Origin of the sequence: Actinoplanes sp. NPDC049548 (genome assembly GCF_040676695.1) — a bacterium.
Taxonomy (GTDB): Bacteria; Actinomycetota; Actinomycetes; order Mycobacteriales; family Micromonosporaceae; genus Actinoplanes.
Genome location: NZ_JBFAPM010000003.1, coordinates 270,934 through 295,776, shown reverse-complemented (window position 1 = coordinate 295,776; position 24,843 = coordinate 270,934). Strand labels below are relative to the sequence as shown.

The window sequence follows — 24,843 nt, the reverse complement described above, 5'->3', positions numbered from 1 at the left end:
TAGGGCGAATCAACCTCAGCGGGGGCGCTGCTGGCGGAAGGCTCCCTTGGACGGCCGCATGTTCTTCGGGATGGCGCCCTTCGGCATCTGCGGGCGGGCCATCAGCGCCGCCAGCCGCTTGTCCAGCGCGTTGACGTCCTTGCCCGTGAGATTGCGGGGCAGCTTCATCATCGTGGTGCGCAGCTTGCGGATGGAGAGCTCGCCCTCCTGGGAGCCGATCACGTAGTCGTACATCGGGGCGTTGCCGATGACCTTCGACAGGCGGCGCTTCTCCTGGCCCATCAGGTTGCGGACGCGCTGGGCCTGGCCCTCGCCGAGAAGGATGACGCCGGGCCGGCCGATGACGACGTGGACCATGTCGAACTGGGTGGTGGAGCTGGCCGCCGGGCGCACCCGCCAGTCGCCGCGCATGTTCTCCATGATCGAGGCGGCCGCGCCGGGCTGGCCCTCCGCGGCGTTCATCATGGCGGCGTTCGAGCGCAGGTTCAGCACGATCAGCGTGGCCAGCAGGGCCACCATGACGCCGACGGGAATCCACACCCAGCCGAAGCCCAGAAGAACGAGGAGCACGGTCAGCGCGAGCGGGATCAGCACCGCCGCGACGATCAGCGGGACGAACCACTTGTCCTGCCGTGCCGTGAACGCGAACACCTGGCCGATCTGCTTCAGGCGCTCGACGAACGACACCTTCTCCTGGGGTTTTGCCATACCCGAAAGTGTAAGGGTCGGCGTGGTGCCTTACGTGCCCAGGACCCTCGGGTAAGGCACCCCGCCCGGGCAGAGATCGGGCAGCTTCCCCATGCGGCGCCGGGGCCTTCGCGCGAAGAGTCGAGGACATCGCAGAGACGACCGGCGAGGAGACACCGATGTCCTTGTTCAACGACCCCGGGATGCAGCTCGAGCTCTACCACCAGCGCGCCCGGGAGGAACAGCAGGCGGCCGCGGCGTACCGGCTCGCCCGCGAGGCCTCCACCCGCGGCCGGCACCGGCACGCCTGGTGGCCGCGCTTCACCCGGCGCCCACGGCCGGTACGGGCCCCGGCAGCATCGTGACCCACCACAGCAGCGGACATGAGCCGGCGAGGGTAAGGAACGGGGGCCGTCGCCGGCTCAGCGAGCAGCGGGAGGTACGGAGGTGACGGCGACTTTCGGGGCCGGTGCCGCGGTGGACTGGCATGGCATGCTCGACAGCGTGACCGCGTACGCCACCAGTGACGTCCTGGTCGGCCGGGAGGCCGACCTCGCCGCCCTGCGTGACGCGCTCAAACGCATCCGCGGCGCCGAGCCCTCCGCGGTGCTCGTCGGCGGGGAGGCCGGCGTCGGCAAGACCCGGCTCGTGGAGGAGTTCGGCCGGGTCGCCGTCGCGGACGGCGCCCGCGTGCTGACCGGGCAGTGCCTGGAGCTGGGCGAGGAGGGGCTGCCGTTCGCGCCCTTCGCCGCGGCGCTGCGCGAGCTCGTACGCGTCGACGGCGTGGCCGTGCTCGACGGCCGCGAGCAGGACTTCGCCCGGGTGCTGCCGGAGCTGGGCCCGGCCGGCGAAGCCGTGCTGGAGACCCGGCGCGGATACCTGTTCGAGCTGGTCGCGGCCCTGTTCGGCCGGGTGTCGGCGGAGCGGCCGCTGGTGCTCGTCCTGGAGGACCTGCACTGGGCCGACCGGTCCACCCGCGACCTCATCGGCTTCCTGGTCCGGTCCGCCCGGCTGCCACATGTGCTGCTCGTGGCCACCTACCGGACCGACGAACTGCACCGTGGCCACCCGTTGCGGCCGTTCCTGGCCGAGCTGGACCGGGTACGCGGAGTGCAGCGCGTCGAGCTGGACCGCCTGGAACGCGACGGCACCGCCCAGATGCTCACCCACCTGCTCGGCGCGGAACCCGAGCCGGCGCTCGTGGACACCGTGCACGAACGCGCGCAGGGCAACCCGTTCTTCATCGAGCAGTTTGCGGCCTCCGGTGACCCCGAGTGCTGCGACATCCCGCACAGCCTCCGCGACCTGCTGCTGACCCGGGTCGACCAGCTGCCCGAGCAGGCCCAGCGGGTCCTGCGGGTGGCGGCCGTCGGCGGCACGAAGTTCGGCCACGAGCTGCTCAGCGCGGTCGCCGGCATGGACGAGGGCGACCTCGAGTCGGCGCTGCGCGTCGTGGTCGCCGCCCAGCTCATCGTCGTGGACGCGGACGGCGGGTACGAGTTCCGCCACGCGCTCGTGCGTGAGGCCGTCCACGACGACCTGCTGCCGGGGGAGCACGCCCGCCTGCACGCCCGCTACGCCGAAGCGGTCGAGGCGCAGCCCCACCTCGTGGCGATGGGGCGGGCGCCGGCCGAGATCGCCCACCATTGGCACGCGGCACACGACTATCCGCGAGCCCTCACCGCGGCCCGGCGAGCAGCCGAGGCGGCCGCCCGGCGGTACGCGTACGCCGAGCAGTCCCGCCTCCTCGAACGGGTCCTGGAGCTCTGGGAGCTCGTCGACGACGCGGCGGAGCGCCTCGGCGAGGGCCACGTCGACCTGCTGGAGGAGAACGCCCTCGCGGCGATCGACGCCGGCGACCACCAGCGCGCCCTCAAACTGACCCGGGCCGCCCTGGCCGACCTCGACCACGCCGCGGAGCCGCTGCGCGCCGCCCGCCTGCTCGTGTGCCGCGCGAAGCTGCTCTACAACGCCGGCAAGAGCGACGGCGCCGCCGAGTCGCGGGAGGCGTACCGGCTGCTGGAGCGGGTGCCGCCGTCGCGCGAACGGGTCCTGCTGATGGCCGACGTCTCGTACAGGCTGAGCGGCGCGGACGACGACGAGGCGGGCCGGGTGGCGGCCGAGGCGATGACGGCGGCCGCCGAGCTGGGCGACGTGACGACCGAGGTCGCGGCGACGATCGCCTACGGCCGGGCCTGCGGCGGATGGCTCGCCGCCGAGGAGGCCCTGCCGGTCATGCAGGACGCCGCAGTCCGCGCCCGTGCCACCGGCGACCTCCCCAACCTGGCCCGCGCCCTGGTCAACATCTCCGACTCGCTCTTCGAGACGGGCCGCTACGAGGACTCGGCGGCGGCCGCGGCCGAGGGCGTCCCGTACGCGGACCGCGTCGGAGTCAGCCGCACGACCGGCGTGTTCCTGCTCGCCAACCACGCCGAGGCGCTTCTGGCACTGGGCCGCTGGGACGAGGCGGACGCCCGCTTCGAGGAGGCCGCACGCCACGACCCGCCGGGAACGCTCGCGCTGCCCTGGCTGGTGCTGAGGTCCCGGCTACGGCTCGCGCGAGGCCACGAGGCGGCGCAGCAGCTGGTGCAGCGCGCGGTGGCGTTCCTCGGCAAGCCGTACCTGAACAAGGACAACAGGCTCTCCCTGCTGGAGCTGCGCATCCTCGGCGCCCAGCACGCGGGCGACGACGCCGCGGCGATCACCGCGGCGCGCCTCGCGGTTGCCGAGCCCTCCATCACCACCCGACCCCGGTACGGCTGGCCGCTGCTCGCCACGGCCGCCGCCGTCGACGCGCCGGACCTCCGTGACGAGGTCGCTCGGCTCGCCGCCGCCATGCCGAGGCGGTACCCGTCCGACCAGGCGTACGCGGCGAGGGTCCACGCCCTGCTGAACGGCGGCGCGGAGGCCTGGCGCTCGGCAGTGGCGGCATGGCGCACGGACGGACAGCGGTACCCGCTGGCGCTGACCCTGCTGGCAAGCGCGGCCGCGGAGGCGGCGGCGGGCGACCGGACGGCCGCGGGCGAGGCGACCGAGGAGGCGGCGGCGATCGCGCGGGCACTGGGAGCCGCACCGCTGGCCCAGGAGGCGGACACCCTCGCCCGCCGGATCGGCTTGCGCTCGGCGACCCACCCGGCACCCACCGGTACGGAACTGCTGACCGACCGGGAGCGTGAGGTGCTGCGCCTGGTGGCCGAGGGCCAGAGCAACAGCCGGATCGCGCAACGCCTCTACATCTCACCGAAGACCGCGAGCGTGCACGTGTCCCGCATCATCGCCAAGCTCGCGGTGACCAGCCGCGGCGAGGCGGCGGCGGTGGCCCACCGGCTCGGACTCCTGGACTGAACCGCTCGGGACGGCGGCGCAGATCAGCTCCGGGCCGCGAGAGCCTGCTGGTAGAGCCGGCCCGCGCGATACGACGACCGCACCAACGGGCCCGACATCACCCCGGCGAAACCGATCTCCTCGGCCTCCTCGCGCAGCTCCACGAACTCCTCCGGCTTGACCCACCGCTCCACCGGGTGGTGCCGCGGTGTGGGGCGGAGGTACTGCGTGATGGTGATCAGCTCGCAGCCCGCCGCGTGCAGGTCTCGGAGGGCCTGGGAGACCTCGGCGCGTTCCTCGCCCATGCCCAGGATGAGGTTGGACTTGGTGACCAGGCCTGCGGCCCGGGCCTGGGTGATGACGTCGAGGGAGCGCTCGTAGCGGAAGGCCGGGCGGATGCGCTTGAAGATGCGCGGGACCGTCTCGACGTTGTGGGCCAGGACCTCGGGGGCCGCACCGAAGACCTCGGCGAGCTGCTGGGGGTCGGCGTTGAAGTCGGGGATCAGGAGCTCGACGCCGCAGCCCGGCAGCAGCTTGTGGATCTGGCGGACCGTCTCGGCGTAGAGCCAGGCGCCGCCGTCGGGGAGGTCGTCGCGGGCGACGCCGGTGACCGTTGCGTACTTCAGGCCCATGGTGGCCACGGACTCGCCGACGCGGCGGGGCTCGTCGGCGTCGAACTCGGCCGGCTTGCCGGTGTCGATCTGGCAGAAGTCGCAGCGGCGGGTGCACTGGTCACCGCCGATGAGGAACGTCGCCTCGCGGTCCTCCCAGCACTCGTAGATGTTGGGGCAGCCGGCTTCCTGGCAGACGGTGTGCAGGCCTTCCTTCTGGACCAGGCCACGCATGTGCGTGTATTCCGGGCCCATCTTGGCTTTGACTTTGATCCACGGCGGCTTCCGCTCGATGGGAGTTTCGGCGTTGCGCGCCTCGATGCGCAGCATGCGGCGGCCCTCGGGAGCAATAGTCACAACCCTGAGGTTACGCCGAAGGCAAGATCAACCGGGGCAGGGGCGACGAGGCTCACGTGCGGGGATTTGTGAGGGCCCTCACGTCCGCCCGGAAAACCTCGTGCGACCACTTTCTTCCCCCTGTTAACGTCCAGGTCACGGCATTGACGGAACCGAGTAACGCTCCGATCACGCCGGCCGAGAGAGCCACCGGGAGCTGTGAGGGTGGCCCGGTGCCGGGGCGCGAAGACACTCCCGAGCCGCGCAACACAAGAGGCGCCCGCTGACGGGCGTGAAGGTGTGGTGGCACCGCGAGGATCCCGCTCGCCCACACCTCCCTGGGGCCGCGTTGCAGTCACCAGAGGAGGTCACCCGCCATGCAACGCATCCTCTCCACCGAACTGGCCGCCCACGTGAAGCAGACCGTCACCGTCGCCGGCTGGGTGCATCGCCGCCGGCTGCTCAAGTCCGTCGCCTTCCTGATCGTGCGCGACGCCGCCGGGCTCAGCCAGGTGGTCGTCACCGAGCCCGGCGTCCGGGCCCGGGTCGAGGCGCTGCCGGAGGAGACCGTCGTCGAGGTGACGGCCACGGTCACCGCGAACGCCGCGGCGCCGTCGGGGGTCGAGCTCACCGAGCCTTCGGTACGCGCATTGAGCGGTGCTGTGGCCGTACCGTTGCCCTTCGAGGTGCATCGGCCGACGCTGAGCGCGACCATGGCGACGCAGCTGGACCATGCCGCTCTGGCCCTCCGGCATCCGTCGCGGGCGACGGCTCTGCGGGTCGCGGCCGCCGCGACCGCCGGTTTCCGGGCCGTGCTGGAACGGCAGCGGTTCATCGAGATCCACACCCCCAAGATCGTCGGTACGGCGACCGAGTCCGGGGCGAACGTGTTCGAGCTCGACTACTTCGGCCGGCCCGCCTACCTGGCGCAGTCGCCGCAGTTCTACAAGCAGCTGATGGTGGGGGTCTTCGAACGCGTCTACGAGGTCGGGCCGGTCTTCCGCGCCGAGCCGCACGACACCGCCCGGCATCTCGCGCAGTACACGTCGCTCGACGCCGAGATGGGTTTCATAGCCGACCACCGCGACGTGATGGCGACGCTGAGGACGGTGGTGGCGGGTATGACCGAGGCGGTGGCGGAGCGGACCGGCGTTGCGGTTCCGCGGGTGCCTGCGGAGATCCCCGCCGTGCACTTCAGCGAGGCGCTGCGGATCGCGGGCGCGCCGCCGGAGGAGCCCGACCTGGCCCCCGCCCACGAGCGGGCACTGGGGGAGTGGGCGCTGCGCGAGCACGGGTCCGAGTTCGTCTTCGTCACCGGCTACCCGATGGCGAAAAGGCCGTTCTACACCCATCCGCAGCCGTCGGACCCGCGCTGGAGCAACAGCTTCGACCTGCTCTTCCGAGGGCTGGAGCTGGTCACGGGCGGGCAGCGGCTGCACCGGTACGAGGACTACGTGGCGGTGGCGCCGGAACCGGAGAAGATCGCCGGCTACCTGGACGCGTTCCGGTACGGGATGCCACCGCACGGCGGGTTCGCGATCGGGCTGGAGCGGTTCGTCGCCCGGCTGACGGGCGCGGCGAACGTCAGGGAGGTGACGGCCTTCCCGCGCGACCTGCACCGGGTCACGCCGTAGCGGTCAGACGACGACCGCGATCGTCACGCCGGCCACGATGAGCAGCGGGACGATCGTCATCAGGACGAGGATCCACCAGGCGATCGGGTGGCCGAAGTTCAGGGAGACGCCGCCCGCCTTGTTCGGGACGAAGACGCGCTTGTCGCGGGGGTTGTTGTAGAGCTTCACAGCAGCGTCGGCAGGTGTCGCTCGACCACCGGCATGACCTCCGCGACCGGCACCGGGCGGCCCAGCTCGGCGGTCAACGAGGTCACTCCGGCGTCCCGGATGCCGCACGGGACGAAGCGGTCGTAGTTCGACAGGTCGCAGTCGCAGTTGAGGGCGAAGCCGTGCTGGGTCACGCCGCGGGCGACCCGGATGCCGATCGCCGCGACCTTACGGTCGGGGCCGCGGTCGTCCGCCCGGACCCACGCGCCGCTGCGGCCGTCGACGCGCTCCGCGGCCACGCCGAACTCCGCGCACACGTCGATGAGCATCTGCTCGATGCGGCGGACGTACGCCACCACGTCGACCGGCTCGGCGAGCTTGACGATGGGGTAGCCGACGAGCTGGCCCGGGCCGTGCCAGGTGATCTTGCCGCCGCGGTCCACGTCGACGACCGGGGTGCCGTCCAGCGGGCGGTCCATCGGCTCCGTGCGCTTGCCCGCGGTGAAGACGCTGGGGTGTTCGAGCAGCAGGATCGTGTCGGGCCGCTCACCCGCCACGACCGCCTCGTGCAGGCGGCGCTGCTCCTCCCAGGCCTCGCGGTAGTCGACCAGGCCCGGGCGCAGGATCTGCAGCGTGGAAGTCGTCACGCTTGCGAGCTTAGTCCGTCACCCGGCACGCCCTAATCGCCGTTGGCGCGCGAGACCGGGTCCACGCCGGGCCGGATGCGCCACACCAGCACGCCGCCGACGCGTTCCGGCGGGCCGAGCAGGTCGGTGGCGGTGGTCTCCACGGCGGACCGGAACAGGCCGGAGTGCGAGCCGGTGATCTGGTCCGGCAGGAAGACCGCCTCCACCTTCCAGTAGGCGAAGTCCGCCCGGGCCTGGCGCCGGTCGAAGTCGTCGAGCGGCAGCACCGTCCCGTAGTAGGCGGCCTTGAAGAACAGCCAGTCGGTGCTGCGCGCCTCCGCCCCGATGCGCCCGGTGCCGTTCGGCCCGCCCGGCCCCAGGAAGTAGCCGTCGGGGATGCGGAACTGCTTGCCGGCCCGGGCCATCGTGTACGCCTGCCACCGCTGGCCGTCCGCGGTGTCGGTGGTGGCGAACGGCAGGGCCGTCAGCACCCCGTTGTCGCTGACGTAGTCACGCCAGATCCCGTCGGCGATGAACGCGGGCTCCGGCGCGCGCGGCGAGGTTCGCACCGGCATCGGCACCAACGGGACGAGCGCCACGGCGAAGGCCACCACCCACGCGGCCCGAGCACGCACCGTACGCAGCGGCTCGCTCAGCAGCCGGTCGGTGAGCAGGGCCAGCAGGATGCCGAGCACGGCGGCGACCACCAGGGCGAACCGGGCCGGCAGCGCGGAGTCGAACAGCGGAAGATGCCGCAGCGCCTCGTACGGGAGCTTGATCTGGGTCTCTTCCTTGAAGAACCGGAGATGCGGCCCCCACGAGAGCACCAGGAAGACCACGCCCACCGAGCAGATCGCGGCCAGGGTCGCGCGCCGGCCGGGTGCCGCGCGCCGCCACAGCGTCGCCACGGCCACCACGACCAGGACCAGCAACGGTACGCCGAAGAACGACGTCTCCTCGGTCGGGTTGGGAGCCAGCTTGCTGCCCAGCCCCAGCCACCCCGCCACGGACCGGTTCGGGTACTCGAGGTACGCCGCCACGTCCTCGGCGTAGTGGTACTGGTTGAAGCCCGTGCCGGTGAACGTCCTCGGCCCGGCGAAGTGCATGTAGAGCGGGTACGCCAGCAGCAGCCCTGCCTGCACCGCCGTCACGCCGAGGGCGGCCAGCACCCGCGGCGCGGCGGCCCGAGCCTCGGCCCGCGTGGCCGGCGCCAGCGACCAGACGAGCACGAACACGCCGCTGGCCAGCGCGGTGAAGAACAGACCCTCGGCCGCGATCGAGAAACCCACGGCGACCAGCACGCCGAGGATCACCCCGTGCAGCAGCCAGCGGCCCGGCTCCCGCAACCGCAGAACCCACCACAGCACGACCGGCGCCACCCAGCCGGCCGTCCAGTTCAGATGGCCGTTGGCGTGCGAGATGAACCCCGGCGCGAACCCGCAGAAGAGCCCGCCGAGCGCGGCCGCCACCGTCTGCCGGACCAGGAAGCGGCGCAGGAACAGATACCAGGCGAAGGCGGACCCGGCGAGGTTCAACGTCAGGATGGTCACGAAACTGACCTGCGGCCCGGCCAGGAACGTGAGCGGGGAGAACAGGGTCGTGTACACCGTGATGGAGGTGTTGGCGGCGAGGTTGACGCCGAGCGGCGCGTTGAGCATCCACGTGTAGAACGGGTCGGCGCCGTGCCCGAGCGTGTAGACGCCGTAGCCGAGCAGCCACTCGAAGAAGGCCTGGTCGCCCAGGTTCTCGGTGAGGCCACGGCCGGCCGGGTCGAACCAGAGTCCGCTGGTCACATACGTCGCGAGGGAGAGCGCGACGACGGCGACGGCCAGATGCGTGCGCCAGGCGCCGGAGCCGCGGCGGGCCGGTGACGTGGCCGGCGGCTCGGCGGACTCGGACGGGGCAGCGGCGACGACGGACACCAGCGGCAGACTAGCAAGGACCACGGCCCAGCCGCGTCCCCTCCCGCCCGCGGGGTCTTGCGGTCGGGCTGCCGTGCTTCTCGCCGCCGGGCCTTTGTCAGGCGGCGGCGGGGGACGGGTCGGCGATCGCCGCGCGCAGGGCCGGTTCGAGGTCCGGGTGGGTGAAGGGGAAGCCTGCCCGTTCCAGGACACCCGGCAGCACCCGCTGGCTGCGCAGGGCCTCGTGGGCGAACTCGCCGAGCGCGACCTGCAGCGCGATACCGGGCACCTGCAGCAGGGCCGGGCGGTTCAGGACCTTGCCGAGGGTGCGGGTGAAGGTGGCGTTGGTGACCGGGCGCGGGCCGACGAGGTTGACCGGGCCGGCGAGGTCCTCGCGGTTCAGCAGGAACTCGGTGGCGGCCAGCCAGTCGGTGAGGGAGATCCAGGGCACCCACTGCTTGCCGCCGCCCAGCTTGGCGCCGGCGCCGAGGCGGAACAGCGGCATCTGCGGTTTGAGGAGGCCGCCTCTCGCGTCCAGCGGGAGGCCGGTGCGGAGCAGGACCACGCGGGTGCCGGCGTCCTCGGCCGGGCGGGCTGCCGCCTCCCAGACGCGGCACACGTCGGCGAGGAAGCCCGTGCCTGCCGGCGCCTCTTCGGTGACCTCGCGGTCGCCGGTGTCGCCGTACCAGCCGACCGCGGACGACTGGAGCAGGACCTTGGGGCGGTCCTCGGGCGGCAGCTGCCGGATGGCCCGGGCGATCGTGCCGGTGCTGTCCACGCGGCTGCTGCGGATGAGGCTCTTGTAGTGGGCCGTCCAGCGTTTGTCGCCCACGCCGGCGCCGGCCAGGTTGATCACGGCGCCGGCGGTGACCAGGACGGCCGGGTCGAGCTGGCCGGCCGACGGCTGCCAGGTGATCTCGTCCGGGGCCTCGGCCGGGCGCCGGACGAGGCGCGTGACGTCGTGCCCGCCGCTGCGCAGCCGTTCCGCGAGGGTGGTGCCCAGGAAACCTGACGCGCCGGCCATGACGATCCGCATGGTGTCCATCATTCCCGACAGTGAACCCACTCAAAACAGAAGAAGGGGCGCCGGAGCGCCCCTTCTCTGTGATGTTCCGCCTAGCCGTGCAGGCCGAGGTCGCCCTCGAACTGGCCGGCCTCCAGGCGCTCCTTCATGGTGACCAGGAAACGGGCGGCGTCGGCGCCGTCGACGATCCGGTGGTCGTAGCTGAGCGCCAGGTAGACCATCGAGCGCGGCACGATCAGCTCGCCGAGGTTGGGGTCGTCGACGACCACGGCGCGCTTGACGACCGCGCCGGTGCCGAGGATGCCGACCTGCGGCTGGTTGATGATCGGGGTGTCGAAGAGCGCCCCGCGGCTGCCCGTGTTGGTCAGCGTGAACGTGCCGCCCGACAGCTCGTCCGGGCTGATCTTGTTGTTGCGGGTCCGCTCCGCCACGTCGGCGATGCGCTTGGCCAGGCCGGCCAGGTTCAGGTCGCCGGCGTCCCGCAGGACCGGGACGACCAGGCCCTTCGGGGTGTCCACCGCGATACCCAGGTGCTCGCCGTCGTGGTACGTGACGGTGCCGGCCTCCTGGTCGATCGACGAGTTGACCACCGGGTGCTGGCGCAGCGCCTCGACCGCGGCCAGGGCGAAGAACGGCAGGAAGGACAGCTTGACGCCGTTCTTGGCCTGGAAGTCGGCCTTGGCGCGGTTGCGCAGCTGGGCGATCTTCGTGACGTCCACCTCGACGACCGTGGTCAGCTGCGCCGAGATCTGCAGCGACTCCACCATGCGGCGGGCGATGGTCGCGCGGATGCGGGTGAGCTTCTCCGTGCGGCCGCGCAGCGGGCTGGGGGCCGGCTTCGGCGTGGGCTGGGCCTGCTGCGCCGCGGCCGGTGCCTCCTGAGCGGCCGGGGCGGGGGCCGCCTTGGCCGCGGCGGCCTTGTCGGCGGCCTCGATGACGTCCTGCTTGCGGATCCGGCCGCCGACCCCGGTGCCGGTGACCGACCCCAGGTCGACGCCCTTCTCCGCGGCCAGCTTGCGGACCAGAGGGGTCACGTAGCCGGCGTCACCGGCGCCGTTGCCCTTCACCGTCTCGGCGGCGGGCGCGGCGGCCTGCGCCGGGGCGGGCTCGGCGGCGCGCTCGGCGGCCGACGGGTCCTTCGCCGTCTCGGCCTCGGGAGCGGGGTCCGCGTACGAGCCGCCGGGCTCGATCGACGGGGCGGGCTTCGACTCGATCACCGGCTCCGTGGCCTGCTGGGGCGCGGGTGCCGGAGCCGACTCCTGCTTGGGCGCCTGCTGCTGAGGTGCCTGCTGCTGGGGAGCCTGCTGCTGAGGGGCCTGCTGCTGCGGGGCCGGGGACGACGCCGGGGCGCTGCCCGGGGTGCCGATGATCGCCAGGTCGGCGCCGACGTCGGCGGTCTCGTCCTCCTGGACCTTGATCTCCAGGACGGTGCCCGCGACCGGCGAGGGGATCTCCGTGTCGACCTTGTCGGTGGAGACCTCGAGCAGCGGCTCGTCGACGTCGACGCTCTCGCCGACCTGCTTGAGCCAGCGGGTGACCGTACCCTCGGTGACGCTCTCACCCAGGGCCGGCATCTTCACGGCGGTGCCCTCGCCGCCCGTGGCCTGGCCGGTCTGCGGCGCGGGCGCCTCCTCCTCGACCGGCTTCTCAGTGGAGGGGGTGTTCAGGGCGGCCGGCTCGGGGTCGGGCTGCTGCTCGGGCGCGGCCGGCTGCTCGGCCGGTGCCTGCTGGGCCTGCTCGGCGGGCGCCTCCTGCTGCGCGGCGGGGGCGGACGACTCCGCCTCCTCGCCGTCGCCCGCGATGACCGCGAGCTCGCTGCCGACGTCGGCCGTCTCGTCCTCGCCGACGACGATGCGCGAGAGCACGCCGGCGGCCGGCGACGGGATCTCCGTGTCGACCTTGTCGGTGGAGACCTCGAGCAGCGGCTCGTCGGCCTCGACCCGCTCGCCCTCCTGCTTGAGCCAGCGCGTGACGGTGCCCTCGGTGACGCTCTCACCCAGCCGCGGCATGGTGACCGATACCGGCATGTCTTCGAACTCCTTAACCGCGTGTGTGATCGGGCCTTTAGTCCGGTCAGGGGTGGTGGTGGGGTGGTCGGATGGGGGTCAGATCAGGCGTGTGCGTGCAGGGGCTTGCCCGCGAGCGCCAGGAAGGCCTCGCCGAGCGCCTCGTTCTGGGTCGGGTGGGCGTGCACGAGCTGCGCCACCTCCGCCGGGAAGGCCTCCCAGTTGTAGATCAGCTGGGCCTCGCCGACGAGCTCGCCCATCCGGGCGCCGACCATGTGCACGCCGACGACCGGGCCGTCCTCGACCCGCACCAGCTTCACGAAGCCCTGGGTCTTGAGGATCTGGCTCTTGCCGTTGCCGCCGAGGTTGTAGTTGTACGTCGAGACCTTGTCGGCGCCGTACTGCTCCTTGGCCTTGGCCTCGGTGAGGCCGACCGAGGCGACCTCGGGGTCGGAGTAGGTGACGCGCGGGATGCCGGCCTCGTCGATGACCGCCGGGCGCAGGCCCGCGATCTCCTCGGCGACGAAGATGCCCTGCTGGAAGCCGCGGTGCGCGAGCTGCAGGCCCGGGACGATGTCGCCGACCGCGTAGATGTTGCCGACGCCGGTGTGCAGCCGCTCGTTGGTGATCACGAAGCCGCGGTCCAGCGTGACGCCCTGCTCCTCGTAGCCCAGGCCCTGGGTCGTCGGGCCGCGGCCGACCGCCACCAGCAGGATCTCGGCCTCGACGGTCTCGCCGCCGGCGATCGTGGCGCGCACGCCGTTCTCGGTGTGCTCCACCTTCTCGAACGGCTTGCCGACCTTGAAGTTGATCTTCCGCTTGCGGAACGCCCGCTCGACGGCCTTCGAGACCTCCTCGTCCTCGGCGGCGACGAGCCGGGGCAGCGCCTCCAGGATCGTCACGTCCGCGCCGAAGGACTTCCACACGCTGGCGAACTCGACGCCGATGACGCCACCGCCCAGCACGATCGCCGAGCTCGGCACCCGGTCGAGCCTGAGCGCGTGCTCACTGGTCAGCACCCGCTTGCCGTCGACCTCCAGGCCGGGCAGCGAGCGCGAGTAGGAGCCGGTCGCCAGGATGACGTTGCGGCCGGTGTAGCGCTTGCCGTCGACCTCGACGGTGCCCTTGGCGACGAGCTTGCCGGCGCCCTGCACCACCGTGATCTTGTCGTTCTTGAGCAGGCCCTGCAGGCCCTTGTACAGGCGGGCGACGACGCCGTCCTTGTACGCGTTGACGCCGGCCATGTCGATGCCGACGAGGTCCGCCTTGACGCCGAACTGCTCGCTCTCGCGGGTCTGGTCGGCCAGCTCCGCGGCGTGCAGCAACGCCTTCGTCGGGATACAGCCGCGGTGCAGGCAGGTGCCGCCCAGCTCCGCCTTGTCGATCAGCGCCACCGAGAGGTCGAGCTCGGCCGCACGCAGGGCGGCCGCATACCCGCCGCTGCCCGCGCCGAGGATCACGATGTCGAAGGTTCCGCCAGGCTGGCTCACGTCTACTCCCAGATCGCGTCGTTGCCACATGGGTCACATGGTGGAAACGGTCACAGCTGTCCAGCTCATCTTGTCACTTGACGAACCGATGGATGCAGCCAGGTGCTCAACGACACGTGCGTACGAAGTACTCTTGCCGCAACTTACCCGAAGGAGTCCTCCGTGGCCTGGTTCCGGCGACGCAGGGAGCAGACCCGTACCAGCGGGCGCGCCGCGGACCGGGCCGACCTCGAGTATCTGGCCGAGTTCGTCCGGTCGCGCCGCGGCGTGGAAGCCTTCATCGAGCCCCGCACCACGGTCACGGAGACGACGATCCTCCTGATCGCCCACGACGGCGAGTGGACCCGGCGCCGCATCGAGTCGCCGGAGGCGGCCCGCCGCTTCGCCCACCAGCTCGCGATGCCCATCTACGACATCCGGCTGATGGGCTACCCCCAGCGCATGCGCGACTACAACGCCCGCCAGAAACGCCGCCCCGCCTGACCCACCGCGGGCGAGGGCAGGCGGCGGAAAGGCGGCGCGACCGGGCGGCCCTGAGCAACGAGCGGGGCCCATTCCGCCCCGCGGAAGCGGGCGGGGTGACCATCCACTTCCGCCCGGCGGCCGCGTGATCAGGCCGGGTTGGCAGGCGCGCGGCGTGTGCCAGCTGAGCCTGCTGTGCCCGTAGTCATCAAAAGCTGTTCAGTGAAAAGCTCAGCCGTTGGCAGCCACGTCGTCGATCAGGGTGAGGAAGGTCCGGACCGGGACGCCCGTGCCGCCCTTCGTCCAGTACCCCGTCGCCTCGCCGGTGTGGTACGACGGCCCGGCGATGTCGATGTGGGCCCACTCGACGCCCTCCGCGACGAACTCGCGCAGGAAGACGCCGCCCTGCAGCATGTGCCCGGCGCGGTCCATGCCGGCGTTGACCTGGCTGATGTCGGCGATCTCCGACTCCATGCCCTTGCGCACGTCGTCCGGCAGCGGCATCGGCCAGGCCGGCTCGCCGACCGCGTCGCCCGCCGCCTTGACGCGTTCGCAGGTTTCCGGGGTGCCCATGACGCCGGCGATGCGCTTGCCGAGCGCGACCACCTGGCCGCCGGTGAGCGTCGATGTCTCGAAGATGTAGTCGGTGCCGTCGGCGCAGGCGCGGGCGATGGCGTCGGCCAGGACCATGCGGCCCTCGGCGTCGGTGTTGAGGACCTCGACGCGCTTGCCGTTGAACATCGTGATGACGTCGCCCGGGCGGTAGGCGGTGCCGGACGGCATGTTCTCCGCCATGGCGAGGTAGCCGGTGACCGCCACCGGGGGCTTGAGGGCCGCGACCGCCAGCAGGGTGGCGCCGACCGCGGCGGCTCCGGCCATGTCCGACTTCATCTCCCACATGCCGGCGGTCGGCTTGATGCTGATGCCGCCGGTGTCGAAGGTGATGCCCTTGCCGACCAGGGCCACCCGCTTCGGGTTCTCGACGCCTTGGGGGGTGTAGGTGAGCTTGACCAGCCGCGGCGGGGCCTCCGAGCCCTGGCCGACCGCGATGATGCCGCCGTAGCCGCCCGCCTTCAGCTGGTCGGCGTCGAGCACCTCGACCTCGAGGCCGGTGCCCTCGGCGGCCGCCACCACCGCGTCGGCGAAGGCCGGCGGGCGCAGGTTGTTGGGGGCGGTGTTGACCCAGTCGCGGGTCAGCCGGACCGCCTTGGCGACGGCCTCGGCGCGGGCGACCTCGGACTGCGCGGCGGCGTCGGCGGCGTCCGGGACGACGACCTGCAGGGCCTTGACCGGGTCGCGGCGGGTCGGCTGCGGCTTGGTCTTGTAGCCGGCGAAACGGTACGAGCCCAGCAGCGCCCCCTCCACAATGCCGCGCAGCACCGAGGGCGCGTCGGCGTCGTCGGGCACCGGCAGGGCCAGCGCGACGGTCTCGCTGCCCGCGAGGGCGCGTACGGCGGCGCCGGTGCCGCGGCGCAGCGTCTCGGTGGCGGGCGCGGACCCCGACGGCTCGTCGCCGAGGCCGACCGCGACGACGAGCGGCGCCGCGACCGTGCCCAGCGTGGCCAGCTTGGTCACCTCACCGGGAGCGCCGGTCGCACCCAGCAGGGCCAGCGTCGCGGTCAGCTTGCCGTCGAAGGCGGCGGCGATGCTCTCCGCGCCGGCGGCCGGCAGCAGCGCGCCGCCCTCGTCCGGCTGGCTGTGCAGGCCGATGACGAGCGCATCGACGGCCAGCTCGGCGGGGTCGCTGTCGACCAGGCTCAAAGAGGGGACGGGGTGGGTCACTCGGGCTCTCCGCGGTCGACTGGGGCCGGCGCTCCCTCGTGGGCCGCTCCGGCAGCGTGGTCCGTGCGGCGCGGGTCGCGCCGCACGGCGGTGGTGTCCCGCCGATGCTAACCACATGCAAGGTCACGGGTAAGTTGCCACTCATGTCCACCGACACCACGCCCCTGCTCCGTTCACCCCTGCACGAGCGTCACCTCGCTCTGGGTGCCAAGTTCGCCGCCTTCGGCGGCTGGGAGATGCCGCTGGAGTACGCGGGAGGCGGTGTCCTGCGCGAACATGCCGCCGTCCGGGAGGCCGTGGGCGTCTTCGACGTCTCGCACCTGGGCAAGGCGCGGGTGACCGGCCCGGGCGCGGCGGAGTTCGTCAACTCCTGCCTCACCAACGACCTCGGTCGCATCGCTCCCGGCAAGGCGCAGTACACGCTCTGCTGCGACGACGCGACGGGCGGGGTGGTCGACGACCTGATCGCGTACCTGATCGGGCCGGACGAGGTCTTCCTCATCCCGAACGCGGCCAACACCGCCGAGGTCGTCCGCCGGCTGGTCGCCGCGGCGCCCTCCTCGCTGGTGATCACCGACCAGCATCGCGACTACGCCGTGCTCGCCGTGCAGGGCCCGCAGTCGGCCGAGACCGTCAAGGCGCTGGGGCTGCCGGTCGAGCACGAGTACATGTCGTTCTCCACGGCGACCCTCGACGGCGTCGAGCTGATCGTGTGCCGCACCGGGTACACCGGCGAGCACGGCTACGAGCTGGTGGTGCCGTGGGACGACGCGACGCGGGTGTGGGACGCGCTGGTCGCGGCCGGGGTGCGGCCCTGCGGGCTGGGTGCGCGCGACACGCTGCGTACCGAGATGGGCTATCCGCTGCACGGCCAGGAGCTGTCTCTGGAGATCACCCCGGTGCAGGCCCGCTCCGGCTGGGCGGTCGGGTGGTCGAAGCCGGCGTTCTGGGGCCGCGACGTGCTGCTCGCGGAGAAGGCGTCGGGCCCCCGGCGGTCGCTGCGCGGCCTGGAGCTGACGGGCCGCGGCATCCCGCGGGGTCACATGCAGGTGTACGCGGGCAGCACGCTCGTCGGCGAGACGACCAGCGGCACGTTCTCACCCACCAAGAAGGTCGGCATCGCCCTGGCCCTGCTGGACACCGCCGCCGGTCTGGCCGAAGGGGACACGGTGGAGATCGACATCCGGGGGCGGCGCACCGAGGCGCGCGTGGTGAAGCCGCCGTTCGTGCAGACCTCCGTCCGCTGACATGGCGGTCACCTGGGCGGACCTGCGCGAGTGGGTCCTGGCCCTGCCCGGCGGCCAGGAGGCGTACGTCGAGAACTGGGGCGACTGGACCCTCCGGTGCGGTGACAAGATGTTCGTCGTCGGCCGGCCTGACGCGTCCACCTGCACGGTCAAGGCGTCCAAGGAGGACCAGGCCGAGCTGATGAGTGCCGCCCCGGAGGTCTACTCGGCGGCGCCGTACGTCGGCCGGTTCGGGTGGGTCCGGGTCGAGCTGGGCAGGGCGGACCCGGGTGAGCTGCGGCAGGTCGTGACCGAGGCGTGGCGGCGTACGGCGCCGAAGAAGCTGGTGCGGGAGTACGACTCAGGCCAGGGCGAGGGCGACCAGGGATAGGGTCGTCGCCAGTTCGGCGGTCGCGCCGAGGACGTCGCCGGTGATGCCGCCGAAGCGCCGGACCGCGTGGCGCAGGAGCAGGGCGACGACCGCGACGACACCGGCCACCGTCGCCGGGCCTGCCCACGGCCGGTCCGGCACCGCCCAGATCGCCCCTGCGGCGACGGCTGCGGCGAGCGTGGCCACCACGGGCGTGGGCACGGTGGAGGCCACGAGGGCGCCGAGGCCGTCGGGGCGTGCGGCGGGGATGCCGCGGCGGCAGGCCAGCGTGACGGCCAGCCGCCCGGTGGCCCAGGCGGCCACGATCGCCCACGGGCCGGCCTCGGCCACGGCGGCGGTCTGCAGGAGCAGGGTCAGCGCGATGGCAGCCACGCCGAACGGCCCGATGTCCGGCTTTTTCATGATTTCTAGGGCCTTGTCGCCGGACCGGTACGAGCCCAGCGCGTCGACCGTGTCCGCCAAGCCGTCGAGGTGGAGTCCGCGGGTGAGAAGCACGCCCACGGTCACGGTGACAGCGGCGCCGAGCACCCCGGCCGGCAGCAGCTCGTGCACACCGGCGAGGGCCAGGCCGAGCAGGGCACCGACGAGCGGGGCGACACCCATGGCCACCGCCGCGGACCGGCGGTCGATCCGTCCCGCCCGTACCGGCAGGACGGTGAACGTGGTCAGCGCCAGGCGGAGCCCGTCAAGCACTCGCCGGGCCGGGGCCGTGCGGTTCAGGCTCGGCGAAGGAGGCGTCCTCGTCGCTCAGCCCCGCGTCGCCGGGTGCCGCGAGCAGCACCGGGTGCACCGGGAGCGCGCCCGCCAGGGCGATCGCCGAGCGCAGTAGCGGCAGCGCGACCAGGGCGTTCGCGCCCTCGCCGAGGTCGAGGCCCAGTTCGAGCACGGGGGTCAGGCCCAGCACGTCCGCGCCCTGGCGGACCAGCTGGTGGCGGCCCGCGTCGGCGAGCAGGCACCAGTGGCGGCTCTGCGAGGCCAGATCCCGGGCGACGAGGCCCGCCGCGATGCCCAGCGGGCCGTCGAGAAGCACCGGCATCCGACGCGCGGCCGCGCCGAGCAGCGCGCCGGTGGCCACGGCCAGGTCCGCGCCGCCGAGCTGGGCCAGGATGTCCTTGGCGCCGCGCGGCTCCTGACGGATGCGGTGCATGGCGTCGCGGACCGCCGCGCAGCGCCGCATCCACGCCTCGTCGTCGTAGCGGGCGCCGGGCACCAGCACCCGCGGCAGGATCGCGACCGGTTCTGCGCCGGTGGTCGCGGCGATCACGGCGGTGGCGACGGCGTCCGTACCGGTGCCGCACGCGCCGATGACGAGCGCCTCCCGGCCGTCCGCGGCGGCCGCGCCGGCGAGCTCCCAGCCCTGCCGCAGCCCCGCGTCGACGGCCGCCTCGTCCAGCACGGGACCGTCCTCCATCGCCCCGGACGCCGGAACCCGCACCACGGTGATGTCGGCGTCCGCGGTCGCGGCGAGCCGCGCGAGGGGGCCCTCGCCGGTCTCGGCCTCGGCGGCCCGGCGGTCGGACTCGGCGGGATCCGCCCCGGCCGCGGCGCCGCCGGCGTGCCGGCCGTCGAGCAGGAGCACGCGTACGGGACCCCACGGCCGTGGTGTGGCGGTGCCCTGGGTGCCGGCCGCGAACTCGACGGCTTCGAGCAGGACGCCGATGCCGGCGCCGGGGAGGTCCACGCGTTCGAGGCGGTCCCGGGCGTCCGGGCCGGCGTCGCTGTCGGGCAGCGGCAGGTCCATCCCGGCCTCGATGACCGTGCCGGGGTCGACCTCGGCGAAGGCGGCGCTCGGTTCGGTGGAAGCGGTCAGCGGGGCGGCCGCCGCGGCCGCGGTGACCCGCGCCTGCGGGGCCGCGCCTACGGGCTGCGGAGCCGTGCCCTGTTCCGCCTCGACATCGGTGACGATGCCGGCCTCGTCGGCGCCCGCCTTCAACCACGTCGGCCGGCCGGCGACCACGAACGCCACCCGGTCGCAGGCGGCGGCCAGGGCCTGGTTGGCGGTGCCGAGCGCGTCGGCGAACGCCCGCCCCACCGGCGTCGCGGGCACCAGCGACAGACCGACCTCCGGGCTGACCAGCACGACCCGCGCGGCGCAGGCGCGGACCGCCTCGGCCAGTGCGGTCACCGTCGCCACGTCGTCGTTGGGCTGGTTCGCCGGGTCGAGCAGGGTGGCCACCCAGCCGCCCAGGTCGTCGACGAGCAGCGTCTCGTCCGGTTTCGCCTCGGCCAGCACGGCAGCCAGCCGCCCCGGATCGGCGCCGGTCTCCTCGGTCGTCCAGGACTGCGGCCGGCGGCGCTGGTGCGCCTCGATCCGGCCGCGCCATTCCGGGTCGTCCTCGCCACCGGCGGCGGTGGCGACGTACCGCACGGAGGGCGCGCCGGCCACCAGGGCCTCGGCGAACGCGGACTTGCCGGACCGGATCCCGCCGAGCACCAGGACCGAACTCCACCCGTCAGCAGACATGCCCCGTACCTTAGATCCGCGCCCGGCGATCATGCGGCCCGACCCGGCCGGTACGCGCGCGGTTGTCGGCGTGGGTCGATCGGTTCGCGCGCGCCCGGGCGAGCGTCCGCGCGTGAACACCGTAGGGTGGGACGCAAGCACAGTCGGACACCGAGGAGGGCGACCGCATGCCGTGGAGTTGGCGGTACGAGGGCGTCGACGGGCAGCCAGTGGCCGGCCCGGCCGAGACGTTCAGCAGCCAGGCCGATGCCGAGTCGTGGATCGGCCAGGCGTGGCGTGAGCTGGCCGCCGCCGGGGTCACCCAGGTCACCCTGGTCGAGGACGACCGGGTCGACTACAAGATGAGTCTGCTGCCGGCCGAGTGAGCAGCTTCCAGCTCAGCCGCGGCACCCCGCGCAGCGCCTTCCTGCCGAGCCCGGTCTTCGTCGGCATCCTGGCGCTCGTCGCGGTCAGCGGGTGGATGACGTGGACCGGCTACGGCAACGTCCGGGTCGACGTCTTCCTGCTGGTCATCTCCGGCTGGGTGCTGTCGCTGTGCCTGCACGAGTACGCCCACGCGCTGGTCGCGTACTTCTCCGGCGACCGCGGTGTGGCCGACCGCGGCTACCTGCGTCTCAACCCGCTGAAGTACACGCACCCGGTGCTGTCGATCGTCCTGCCGCTGGTCGCCGTCGTGCTGGGCGGCATCGGCCTGCCCGGCGGCGCGGTCTGGGTGGACCACGCGCACGTCCGCAGCAAGCTCAAGGAGTCGCTGATCAGCGCGGCCGGCCCGGCCACCAACGTGCTGTTCGCCGTGCTGCTGGCCGTACCGTTCGCGTTCGGGGCCGGCGACGACGTCGGCTTCTACCGGGACGACTCCGGCCAGATCAGCGTCGCCGGGGCCCACGGCGCGTTCTGGCTGGCCCTCGGCGCATTGGCGTTCCTGCAGGTCACGGCCAGCGTGCTCAACCTGCTGCCGGTGCCGGGGCTGGACGGCGGCAACATCGTCCAGCCCTGGCTCAGCCCGCCGTACCAGCGCGCGTACAACCTGTTCGCGCCGTACGGCTTCATCCTGCTGTTCGTCCTGCTCTGGCAGTCGAAGATCAACGTGCTGTTCTTCGACCTCGTGGGATGGATCGCCGGGATTCTGGGCGTCCCCGACATCGGCCAGGGCGGCCTGTTCTACATGCGCTTCTGGTCGGACCTGTGAGCGTCAGGGCCGGCGCGCCGGGCTGACCGTCTTGGCGGGATCCCGCTCGGCGATGCCGCCGATGACCTCGTCGATCGCCTTGACCAGGTCCGCGTCGAGCCGCACCCCGGAGGCCTTGGCGTTGTCGTGGACCTGCTCCGGACGCGAGGCGCCGACGATCGCGGCCGAGACGTTCGGGTTCTGCAGCACCCAGGCGACGGCGAGCTGCGCCATCGAGAGCCCGGCCTGCTCGGCGAGCGGCTTGAGCCGCTGCACCGCACCGAGCACCTCGTCGGTCATCAGCCGCTGGATGAACTGCGCACCCGACTTCTCGTCGGTGGCCCGCGAACCGGCCGGCGGCTGCTTGCCCGGCTCGTACTTGCCGGTCAGCACGCCCTGGGCGATCGGTGAGAAGACCACCTGACCCAGGCCCAGCTCCTCGCACGTCGGCACGACCTCGGACTCGATGACCCGCCACAGCATCGAGTACTGCGGCTGGTTGGACACGAGCTGGATCTTCAGCTCCCGGGCGAGCTCCCACCCGGCCCGGATCTCCGCCGCCGTCCACTCGGACACCCCGATGTAGAGCGCCTTGCCGGAGTGCACGATGTCGGCGAACGCCTGCATCGTCTCCTCGAGCGGCGTCGAGTAGTCGTAGCGGTGCGCCTGGTAGAGGTCGACGTAGTCCAGCTGCAGCCGGCGCAGCGAACCGTTGATCGACTCCATGATGTGCTTGCGGGACAGGCTCCGGTCGTTGGGACCCGGACCGGTCGGCCAGAAGACCTTCGTGAAGATCTCCAGCCCCTCCCGCCGCTGCCCCTTGAGCGCGCGGCCGAGGACCTCCTCGGCGCGGGTTCCCGCGTAGACGTCTGCGGTGTCGAAGGTGGTGATCCCCACGTCGAGCGCGGCCTTGACGCATGCGTCGGCGGCCTCCTCCTCGACCTGGGAACCGTGGGTGATCCAGTTGCCGTACGCGATCTCACTGATCATGAGGCCGGAACGGCCGAGGTGACGGAACTCCATACCCTCACAGTACGGGCCGGGTGTCCGAGGACAGCCGGTCGATGTCCCGCACCACGTCCGCGGGCTTCGGGTGGGCCAGGTCGACGAGCGGTTCGCCCTGGCGGTCCAGCGCACCCCAGCGGCCCTGCTCGTCCCGGACCACGTACGCCGCCGGGTGGATGAGCAGCTCGGCGTGCACCGGCGGCACGAGCAGCCGCCCCGTACGGTCGACGACCCCGAACCGCCCGCCCGCGTCGACGACGGCGAGCCCCTCCTCGGTGAACCCGTCGACCGCCCCGCCGCCGGTCAGCACGGTGGCGAACCCCCGGTACTTCAGCTGCACCACGATCCGCCCGTGCCGGTCCAGGGCCCCCCAGCCGTTACGCCGCACCGCGGCCACACCCCGCCGGAACGGCCGCACCTCCTCGAACCCACCCGGCACGATCACCCGGTTGTGCCAGTCCACGGCGAACCACCCGCCGGCCGGCTCCCGTGACACCCACGCCAGCCCGTCCTCGAACGGCAGTGCCTGCAGGTAGGCGGACGAGTCGTCGAGCAGCTGCGTCCCCGACTCGTCGATCAGCTCCCACGCGGCGGCCTGCGGGCGGCGTACCCAGGCGGCGCCCTCCCGGAACGGCTGGGCCTCGGCGTAGACCTCGGGGATGACCACGTCGCCGTTGCTGTCGGCGTACCCGAAAAGGCCCGTGTCATGGTCCTGAGCCGGCTGCGGCGGACGGCTCTGCTGCAGAATCTCCTCCCGCGTCCGCGGATAGGGACCCCACCCGGTCTCCTGAACCCGCGCCATCACGGCATCGAGCGCCGCCTCCGTGCGCGCGACCAGATCGGGATCCTCGACCCGCCGCAACTCCAGCGCCAGCTCGAAATGGTTGCAGGCCTCGAGATACCGCCCCTGCTCGTAGCACGACCTCCCGGCATGGACGTGCATCTCGGCCCGCAACCGCCCGGGCAGCTCGACGGAGTTCGCCTCCTCGTACAGCCGGTCGGCCTCGGCGTAGTCACCCCGCCACTGCTGCACGTGCGCCAGCCGCGCCTGCACGACGGCGATCAGCCGCAGCTCCCCGGTCGCCTCGGCATGCCGCAGCGCCTCCCGCCCGTCGGCCACGGCCCGGCCGTACTCACCGAGCACCCGGCTCACCACGGCCCGCAGGCTCAGCAGCCGGGCCCGGACGGCGTCCCGCTCGGCGTACTCCAGCTTGTCGGTCAGCCGGTCCCGCACAGCCCGCAGCGGCTCCAGCTCCCCGGCGGTCTCCCGCAGGGTGACCGGATCGACCTTCCACGGGTACGCCGAAAGCACGTGTTCCGGATCGGCGAGGCGGCGTTCGGGCTCGAGCTCCGGCTCCGGCGGAGGAGCGACGGAGACGGTGGGCAGCTGCATGCTGGGAGCCCGGACCGCTTTTTCGGTACGCACGGAAGCAGCGTCCTGAACCGGCTGCTCAAGCGCTGGGAGCGTGGTGAGGGTCGTCGCCGCCTCGTCGGCAGTAACTGCTCCGGTCGGCGTCGGGTCTTCCTCGGCCGGCGTCTGGCTTTGCTCGGCCGGTATCGGGTCTTGCTCGGCCGGCGTCGGGTCTTCCTCGGCCGGCGTCTGGCTTTGCTCGGCCGGTGTCGGGCCTTCCTCAGCCGGTGTCGGGTCTTTCTTGGCCGGCGTCTGGTCGGTGGTCTCGTGTGGCGGCTCGGCCTCCGGTGAGGGCGCGGTGCGTGGCTCGACGACCCCGGTCTCCATGGAGGGCGAGAACCAGTCGGTCCGCACCGGGGCGGCGCCGCTCACCGGGGCGTCCGCGCCGGCCGGTGGGCTGACCGGAACCTCCGCTGCCGGCGAGACGGGAACCGGGTCCGGCTCCGGGGTGACGGCGCCCAGGCCGCTCATCGACAGCAGCCAGCCGAGGCCGCGGCCCTCCTCAGTGCCCTGCTGCGTGGCGACCTCGCTGCTTTCGGCGGTTTCTCCTTTTTCGGTCTCCTCGACGACTTCGACGTCCAGAGGCTGCTCGACGGCGGTCGGCTCGGCGTCCGTGCCGAGCTGCTCGTCGACCTCCCCCTCCACGACGTCGACGCTTGCCTCCACAGGCTGCACACTGATCGGCGCGCCGACGATCACGTCCGCGACGATCGGCGCGCTGTCAGCAGGTTCGGCGTCAACGGGCTCCGGGCCGCCTGCGTCAGCGCGGTCTCCGGGATCGAGTGCCTCTCCTACTGCGGCCACACTGTCGGTTGCTGCGGCCTTGGCCTGGTCCACATCCGCGGTGACGACCGGGTTCTGCGCCTCGGGAGGGAGGTCGTCCGCCACCTCGGGAAGCGCGGGTGGAGGACCGTTGACGACGGCGACCTCGGCCGGCTCCGGAACGATGCCGGCCGCCGGCTCGAGCGCGGGAAGGGCGGAAGGCTGGTCGGCAGCCGGCTCGACGGCCTCCACGTCGTCGCGGATGACGCGGGCGCCAACCGGGGGCGCAGCCGGCTCACTGCCGACCACGTCCGACGACATCTTCGCGTCATGGACGGACGCTGCCGGCTTAGCTTCGACTTCCGCGTCCGGCGCACGTTCAGGCG

The 24,843-nt window shown here is 72.7% G+C and carries 21 protein-coding genes; 8 read left to right on the top strand and 13 right to left on the bottom strand.

Going from position 1 to position 24,843, the window contains the following annotated elements; all coding sequences use genetic code 11:
- Nucleotides 1–15 precede the first annotated feature (15 nt).
- Complete coding sequence (locus AB0J80_RS08550; protein WP_364701936.1) at nucleotides 16–708, bottom strand: DUF4191 domain-containing protein; 693 nt, start codon at nucleotides 706–708, stop codon at nucleotides 16–18.
- 158 nt (nucleotides 709–866) lie between these two features.
- Between AB0J80_RS08550 and AB0J80_RS08545 the strand changes: the two genes are divergently transcribed.
- Nucleotides 867–1,052, top strand: coding sequence for a hypothetical protein (locus tag AB0J80_RS08545; protein ID WP_364701934.1), 186 nt, complete (start codon nucleotides 867–869; stop codon nucleotides 1,050–1,052).
- An 82-nt stretch (nucleotides 1,053–1,134) separates the two neighbouring features.
- Nucleotides 1,135–4,032 carry an AAA family ATPase gene (locus tag AB0J80_RS08540; protein WP_364701932.1) on the top strand — a complete coding sequence of 966 codons (2,898 nt, stop codon included), beginning with the start codon at nucleotides 1,135–1,137 and terminating at the stop codon, nucleotides 4,030–4,032.
- Between the two features lie 23 nt (nucleotides 4,033–4,055).
- Here AB0J80_RS08540 and lipA read toward each other — a convergent pair whose 3' ends face one another.
- On the bottom strand, nucleotides 4,056–4,952 hold the full coding sequence (lipA, locus tag AB0J80_RS08535; RefSeq protein ID WP_364702621.1) for a lipoyl synthase: 897 nt from the start codon (nucleotides 4,950–4,952) through the stop codon (nucleotides 4,056–4,058).
- A 383-nt stretch (nucleotides 4,953–5,335) separates the two neighbouring features.
- Between lipA and aspS the strand changes: the two genes are divergently transcribed.
- Nucleotides 5,336–6,592, top strand: coding sequence for an aspartate--tRNA(Asn) ligase (gene aspS, locus AB0J80_RS08530; protein ID WP_364701929.1), 1,257 nt, complete (start codon nucleotides 5,336–5,338; stop codon nucleotides 6,590–6,592).
- Nucleotides 6,593–6,595: 3 nt separating this feature from the next.
- Here the strand turns inward: aspS and AB0J80_RS08525 are convergent, their stop codons facing one another.
- The 6 genes from AB0J80_RS08525 to lpdA form a co-directional block, all read right to left on the bottom strand.
- Nucleotides 6,596–6,760, bottom strand: coding sequence for a peptide ABC transporter substrate-binding protein (locus AB0J80_RS08525; protein ID WP_364701927.1), 165 nt, complete (start codon nucleotides 6,758–6,760; stop codon nucleotides 6,596–6,598).
- A complete protein-coding gene (gene lipB / locus AB0J80_RS08520) occupies nucleotides 6,757–7,386 on the bottom strand; it encodes a lipoyl(octanoyl) transferase LipB (protein WP_364701924.1) in 630 nt (209 codons plus the stop codon). Before lipB ends, AB0J80_RS08525 begins: the two co-directional genes overlap by 4 nt.
- A gap of 32 nt (nucleotides 7,387–7,418) precedes the next feature.
- Nucleotides 7,419–9,287: a DUF2079 domain-containing protein gene (locus AB0J80_RS08515; protein WP_364701922.1), complete on the bottom strand. Its 1,869-nt coding sequence runs from the start codon at nucleotides 9,285–9,287 to the stop codon at nucleotides 7,419–7,421.
- A 97-nt stretch (nucleotides 9,288–9,384) separates the two neighbouring features.
- Nucleotides 9,385–10,302 (bottom strand): TIGR01777 family oxidoreductase, encoded by a 918-nt coding sequence (locus tag AB0J80_RS08510; RefSeq protein WP_364701920.1) that lies wholly within the window; start codon nucleotides 10,300–10,302, stop codon nucleotides 9,385–9,387.
- 80 nt (nucleotides 10,303–10,382) lie between these two features.
- Complete coding sequence (gene sucB, locus AB0J80_RS08505) at nucleotides 10,383–12,317, bottom strand: 2-oxoglutarate dehydrogenase, E2 component, dihydrolipoamide succinyltransferase (protein ID WP_364701917.1); 1,935 nt, start codon at nucleotides 12,315–12,317, stop codon at nucleotides 10,383–10,385.
- Nucleotides 12,318–12,400: 83 nt separating this feature from the next.
- Nucleotides 12,401–13,816: a dihydrolipoyl dehydrogenase gene (lpdA, locus tag AB0J80_RS08500; RefSeq protein ID WP_364701914.1), complete on the bottom strand. Its 1,416-nt coding sequence runs from the start codon at nucleotides 13,814–13,816 to the stop codon at nucleotides 12,401–12,403.
- 132 nt (nucleotides 13,817–13,948) lie between these two features.
- On the opposite strand from lpdA, the gene AB0J80_RS08495 reads away from it, so the two are divergent.
- Nucleotides 13,949–14,269, top strand: coding sequence for a hypothetical protein (locus AB0J80_RS08495; RefSeq protein ID WP_364701911.1), 321 nt, complete (start codon nucleotides 13,949–13,951; stop codon nucleotides 14,267–14,269).
- 210 nt (nucleotides 14,270–14,479) lie between these two features.
- Here AB0J80_RS08495 and AB0J80_RS08490 read toward each other — a convergent pair whose 3' ends face one another.
- The gene (locus tag AB0J80_RS08490; protein ID WP_364701909.1) at nucleotides 14,480–16,030 is read right to left on the bottom strand and encodes a leucyl aminopeptidase; all 1,551 of its coding nucleotides are present in this window, start codon (nucleotides 16,028–16,030) and stop codon (nucleotides 14,480–14,482) included.
- A gap of 143 nt (nucleotides 16,031–16,173) precedes the next feature.
- On the opposite strand from AB0J80_RS08490, the gene gcvT reads away from it, so the two are divergent.
- The gene (gene gcvT / locus AB0J80_RS08485; RefSeq protein WP_364701906.1) at nucleotides 16,174–17,277 is read left to right on the top strand and encodes a glycine cleavage system aminomethyltransferase GcvT; all 1,104 of its coding nucleotides are present in this window, start codon (nucleotides 16,174–16,176) and stop codon (nucleotides 17,275–17,277) included.
- Nucleotide 17,278: 1 nt separating this feature from the next.
- Nucleotides 17,279–17,647, top strand: coding sequence for an MmcQ/YjbR family DNA-binding protein (locus AB0J80_RS08480; RefSeq protein WP_364701904.1), 369 nt, complete (start codon nucleotides 17,279–17,281; stop codon nucleotides 17,645–17,647).
- Here the strand turns inward: AB0J80_RS08480 and AB0J80_RS08475 are convergent.
- Nucleotides 17,618–18,340, bottom strand: a complete 723-nt coding sequence (locus tag AB0J80_RS08475; RefSeq protein WP_364701901.1) for an adenosylcobinamide-GDP ribazoletransferase — start codon at nucleotides 18,338–18,340, stop codon at nucleotides 17,618–17,620. The two genes, AB0J80_RS08480 and AB0J80_RS08475, sit on opposite strands and share 30 nt — an antisense overlap.
- Nucleotides 18,333–20,111 (bottom strand): bifunctional adenosylcobinamide kinase/adenosylcobinamide-phosphate guanylyltransferase, encoded by a 1,779-nt coding sequence (locus AB0J80_RS08470; protein WP_364701898.1) that lies wholly within the window; start codon nucleotides 20,109–20,111, stop codon nucleotides 18,333–18,335. Before AB0J80_RS08470 ends, AB0J80_RS08475 begins: the two co-directional genes overlap by 8 nt.
- A gap of 167 nt (nucleotides 20,112–20,278) precedes the next feature.
- Here AB0J80_RS08470 and AB0J80_RS08465 point away from each other — a divergent pair, with 167 nt between their 5' ends.
- Both AB0J80_RS08465 and AB0J80_RS08460 read left to right on the top strand, forming a co-directional pair.
- Nucleotides 20,279–20,476 carry a hypothetical protein gene (locus tag AB0J80_RS08465; RefSeq protein WP_106126848.1) on the top strand — a complete coding sequence of 66 codons (198 nt, stop codon included), beginning with the start codon at nucleotides 20,279–20,281 and terminating at the stop codon, nucleotides 20,474–20,476.
- The gene (locus AB0J80_RS08460) at nucleotides 20,473–21,300 is read left to right on the top strand and encodes a site-2 protease family protein (RefSeq protein ID WP_364701895.1); all 828 of its coding nucleotides are present in this window, start codon (nucleotides 20,473–20,475) and stop codon (nucleotides 21,298–21,300) included. The genes AB0J80_RS08465 and AB0J80_RS08460 overlap by 4 nt, the downstream gene beginning before the upstream one ends.
- Nucleotides 21,301–21,303: 3 nt before the next feature.
- On the opposite strand, the gene AB0J80_RS08455 is transcribed toward AB0J80_RS08460, so the two are convergent.
- Both AB0J80_RS08455 and AB0J80_RS08450 read right to left on the bottom strand, forming a co-directional pair.
- On the bottom strand, nucleotides 21,304–22,302 hold the full coding sequence (locus AB0J80_RS08455) for an aldo/keto reductase family protein (RefSeq protein ID WP_364701892.1): 999 nt from the start codon (nucleotides 22,300–22,302) through the stop codon (nucleotides 21,304–21,306).
- 4 nt (nucleotides 22,303–22,306) lie between these two features.
- A complete protein-coding gene (locus AB0J80_RS08450) occupies nucleotides 22,307–24,778 on the bottom strand; it encodes a WG repeat-containing protein (protein WP_364701890.1) in 2,472 nt (823 codons plus the stop codon).
- Between the last annotated feature and the right edge of the window lie 65 nt (nucleotides 24,779–24,843).

What these genes read in the sequence shown, in the direction of transcription:
- sucB (WP_364701917.1), bottom strand. Translation starts at nt 12,317, where the DNA reads ATGCCGGTATCGGTCACCATGCCGCGGCTGGGTGAGAGCGTCACCGAG.
- AB0J80_RS08450 (WP_364701890.1), bottom strand. Translation starts at nt 24,778, where the DNA reads ATGTCGTCGGACGTGGTCGGCAGTGAGCCGGCTGCGCCCCCGGTTGGC.
- lipA (WP_364702621.1), bottom strand. Translation starts at nt 4,952, where the DNA reads ATGCTGCGCATCGAGGCGCGCAACGCCGAAACTCCCATCGAGCGGAAG.
- AB0J80_RS08465 (WP_106126848.1), top strand. Translation starts at nt 20,279, where the DNA reads ATGCCGTGGAGTTGGCGGTACGAGGGCGTCGACGGGCAGCCAGTGGCC.
- AB0J80_RS08480 (WP_364701904.1), top strand. Translation starts at nt 17,279, where the DNA reads ATGGCGGTCACCTGGGCGGACCTGCGCGAGTGGGTCCTGGCCCTGCCC.
- gcvT (WP_364701906.1), top strand. Translation starts at nt 16,174, where the DNA reads ATGTCCACCGACACCACGCCCCTGCTCCGTTCACCCCTGCACGAGCGT.
- AB0J80_RS08550 (WP_364701936.1), bottom strand. Translation starts at nt 708, where the DNA reads ATGGCAAAACCCCAGGAGAAGGTGTCGTTCGTCGAGCGCCTGAAGCAG.
- lpdA (WP_364701914.1), bottom strand. Translation starts at nt 13,816, where the DNA reads ATGTGGCAACGACGCGATCTGGGAGTAGACGTGAGCCAGCCTGGCGGA.
- AB0J80_RS08470 (WP_364701898.1), bottom strand. Translation starts at nt 20,111, where the DNA reads ATGTCTGCTGACGGGTGGAGTTCGGTCCTGGTGCTCGGCGGGATCCGG.
- aspS (WP_364701929.1), top strand. Translation starts at nt 5,336, where the DNA reads ATGCAACGCATCCTCTCCACCGAACTGGCCGCCCACGTGAAGCAGACC.
- AB0J80_RS08455 (WP_364701892.1), bottom strand. Translation starts at nt 22,302, where the DNA reads ATGGAGTTCCGTCACCTCGGCCGTTCCGGCCTCATGATCAGTGAGATC.
- AB0J80_RS08510 (WP_364701920.1), bottom strand. Translation starts at nt 10,302, where the DNA reads ATGCGGATCGTCATGGCCGGCGCGTCAGGTTTCCTGGGCACCACCCTC.
- AB0J80_RS08545 (WP_364701934.1), top strand. Translation starts at nt 867, where the DNA reads ATGTCCTTGTTCAACGACCCCGGGATGCAGCTCGAGCTCTACCACCAG.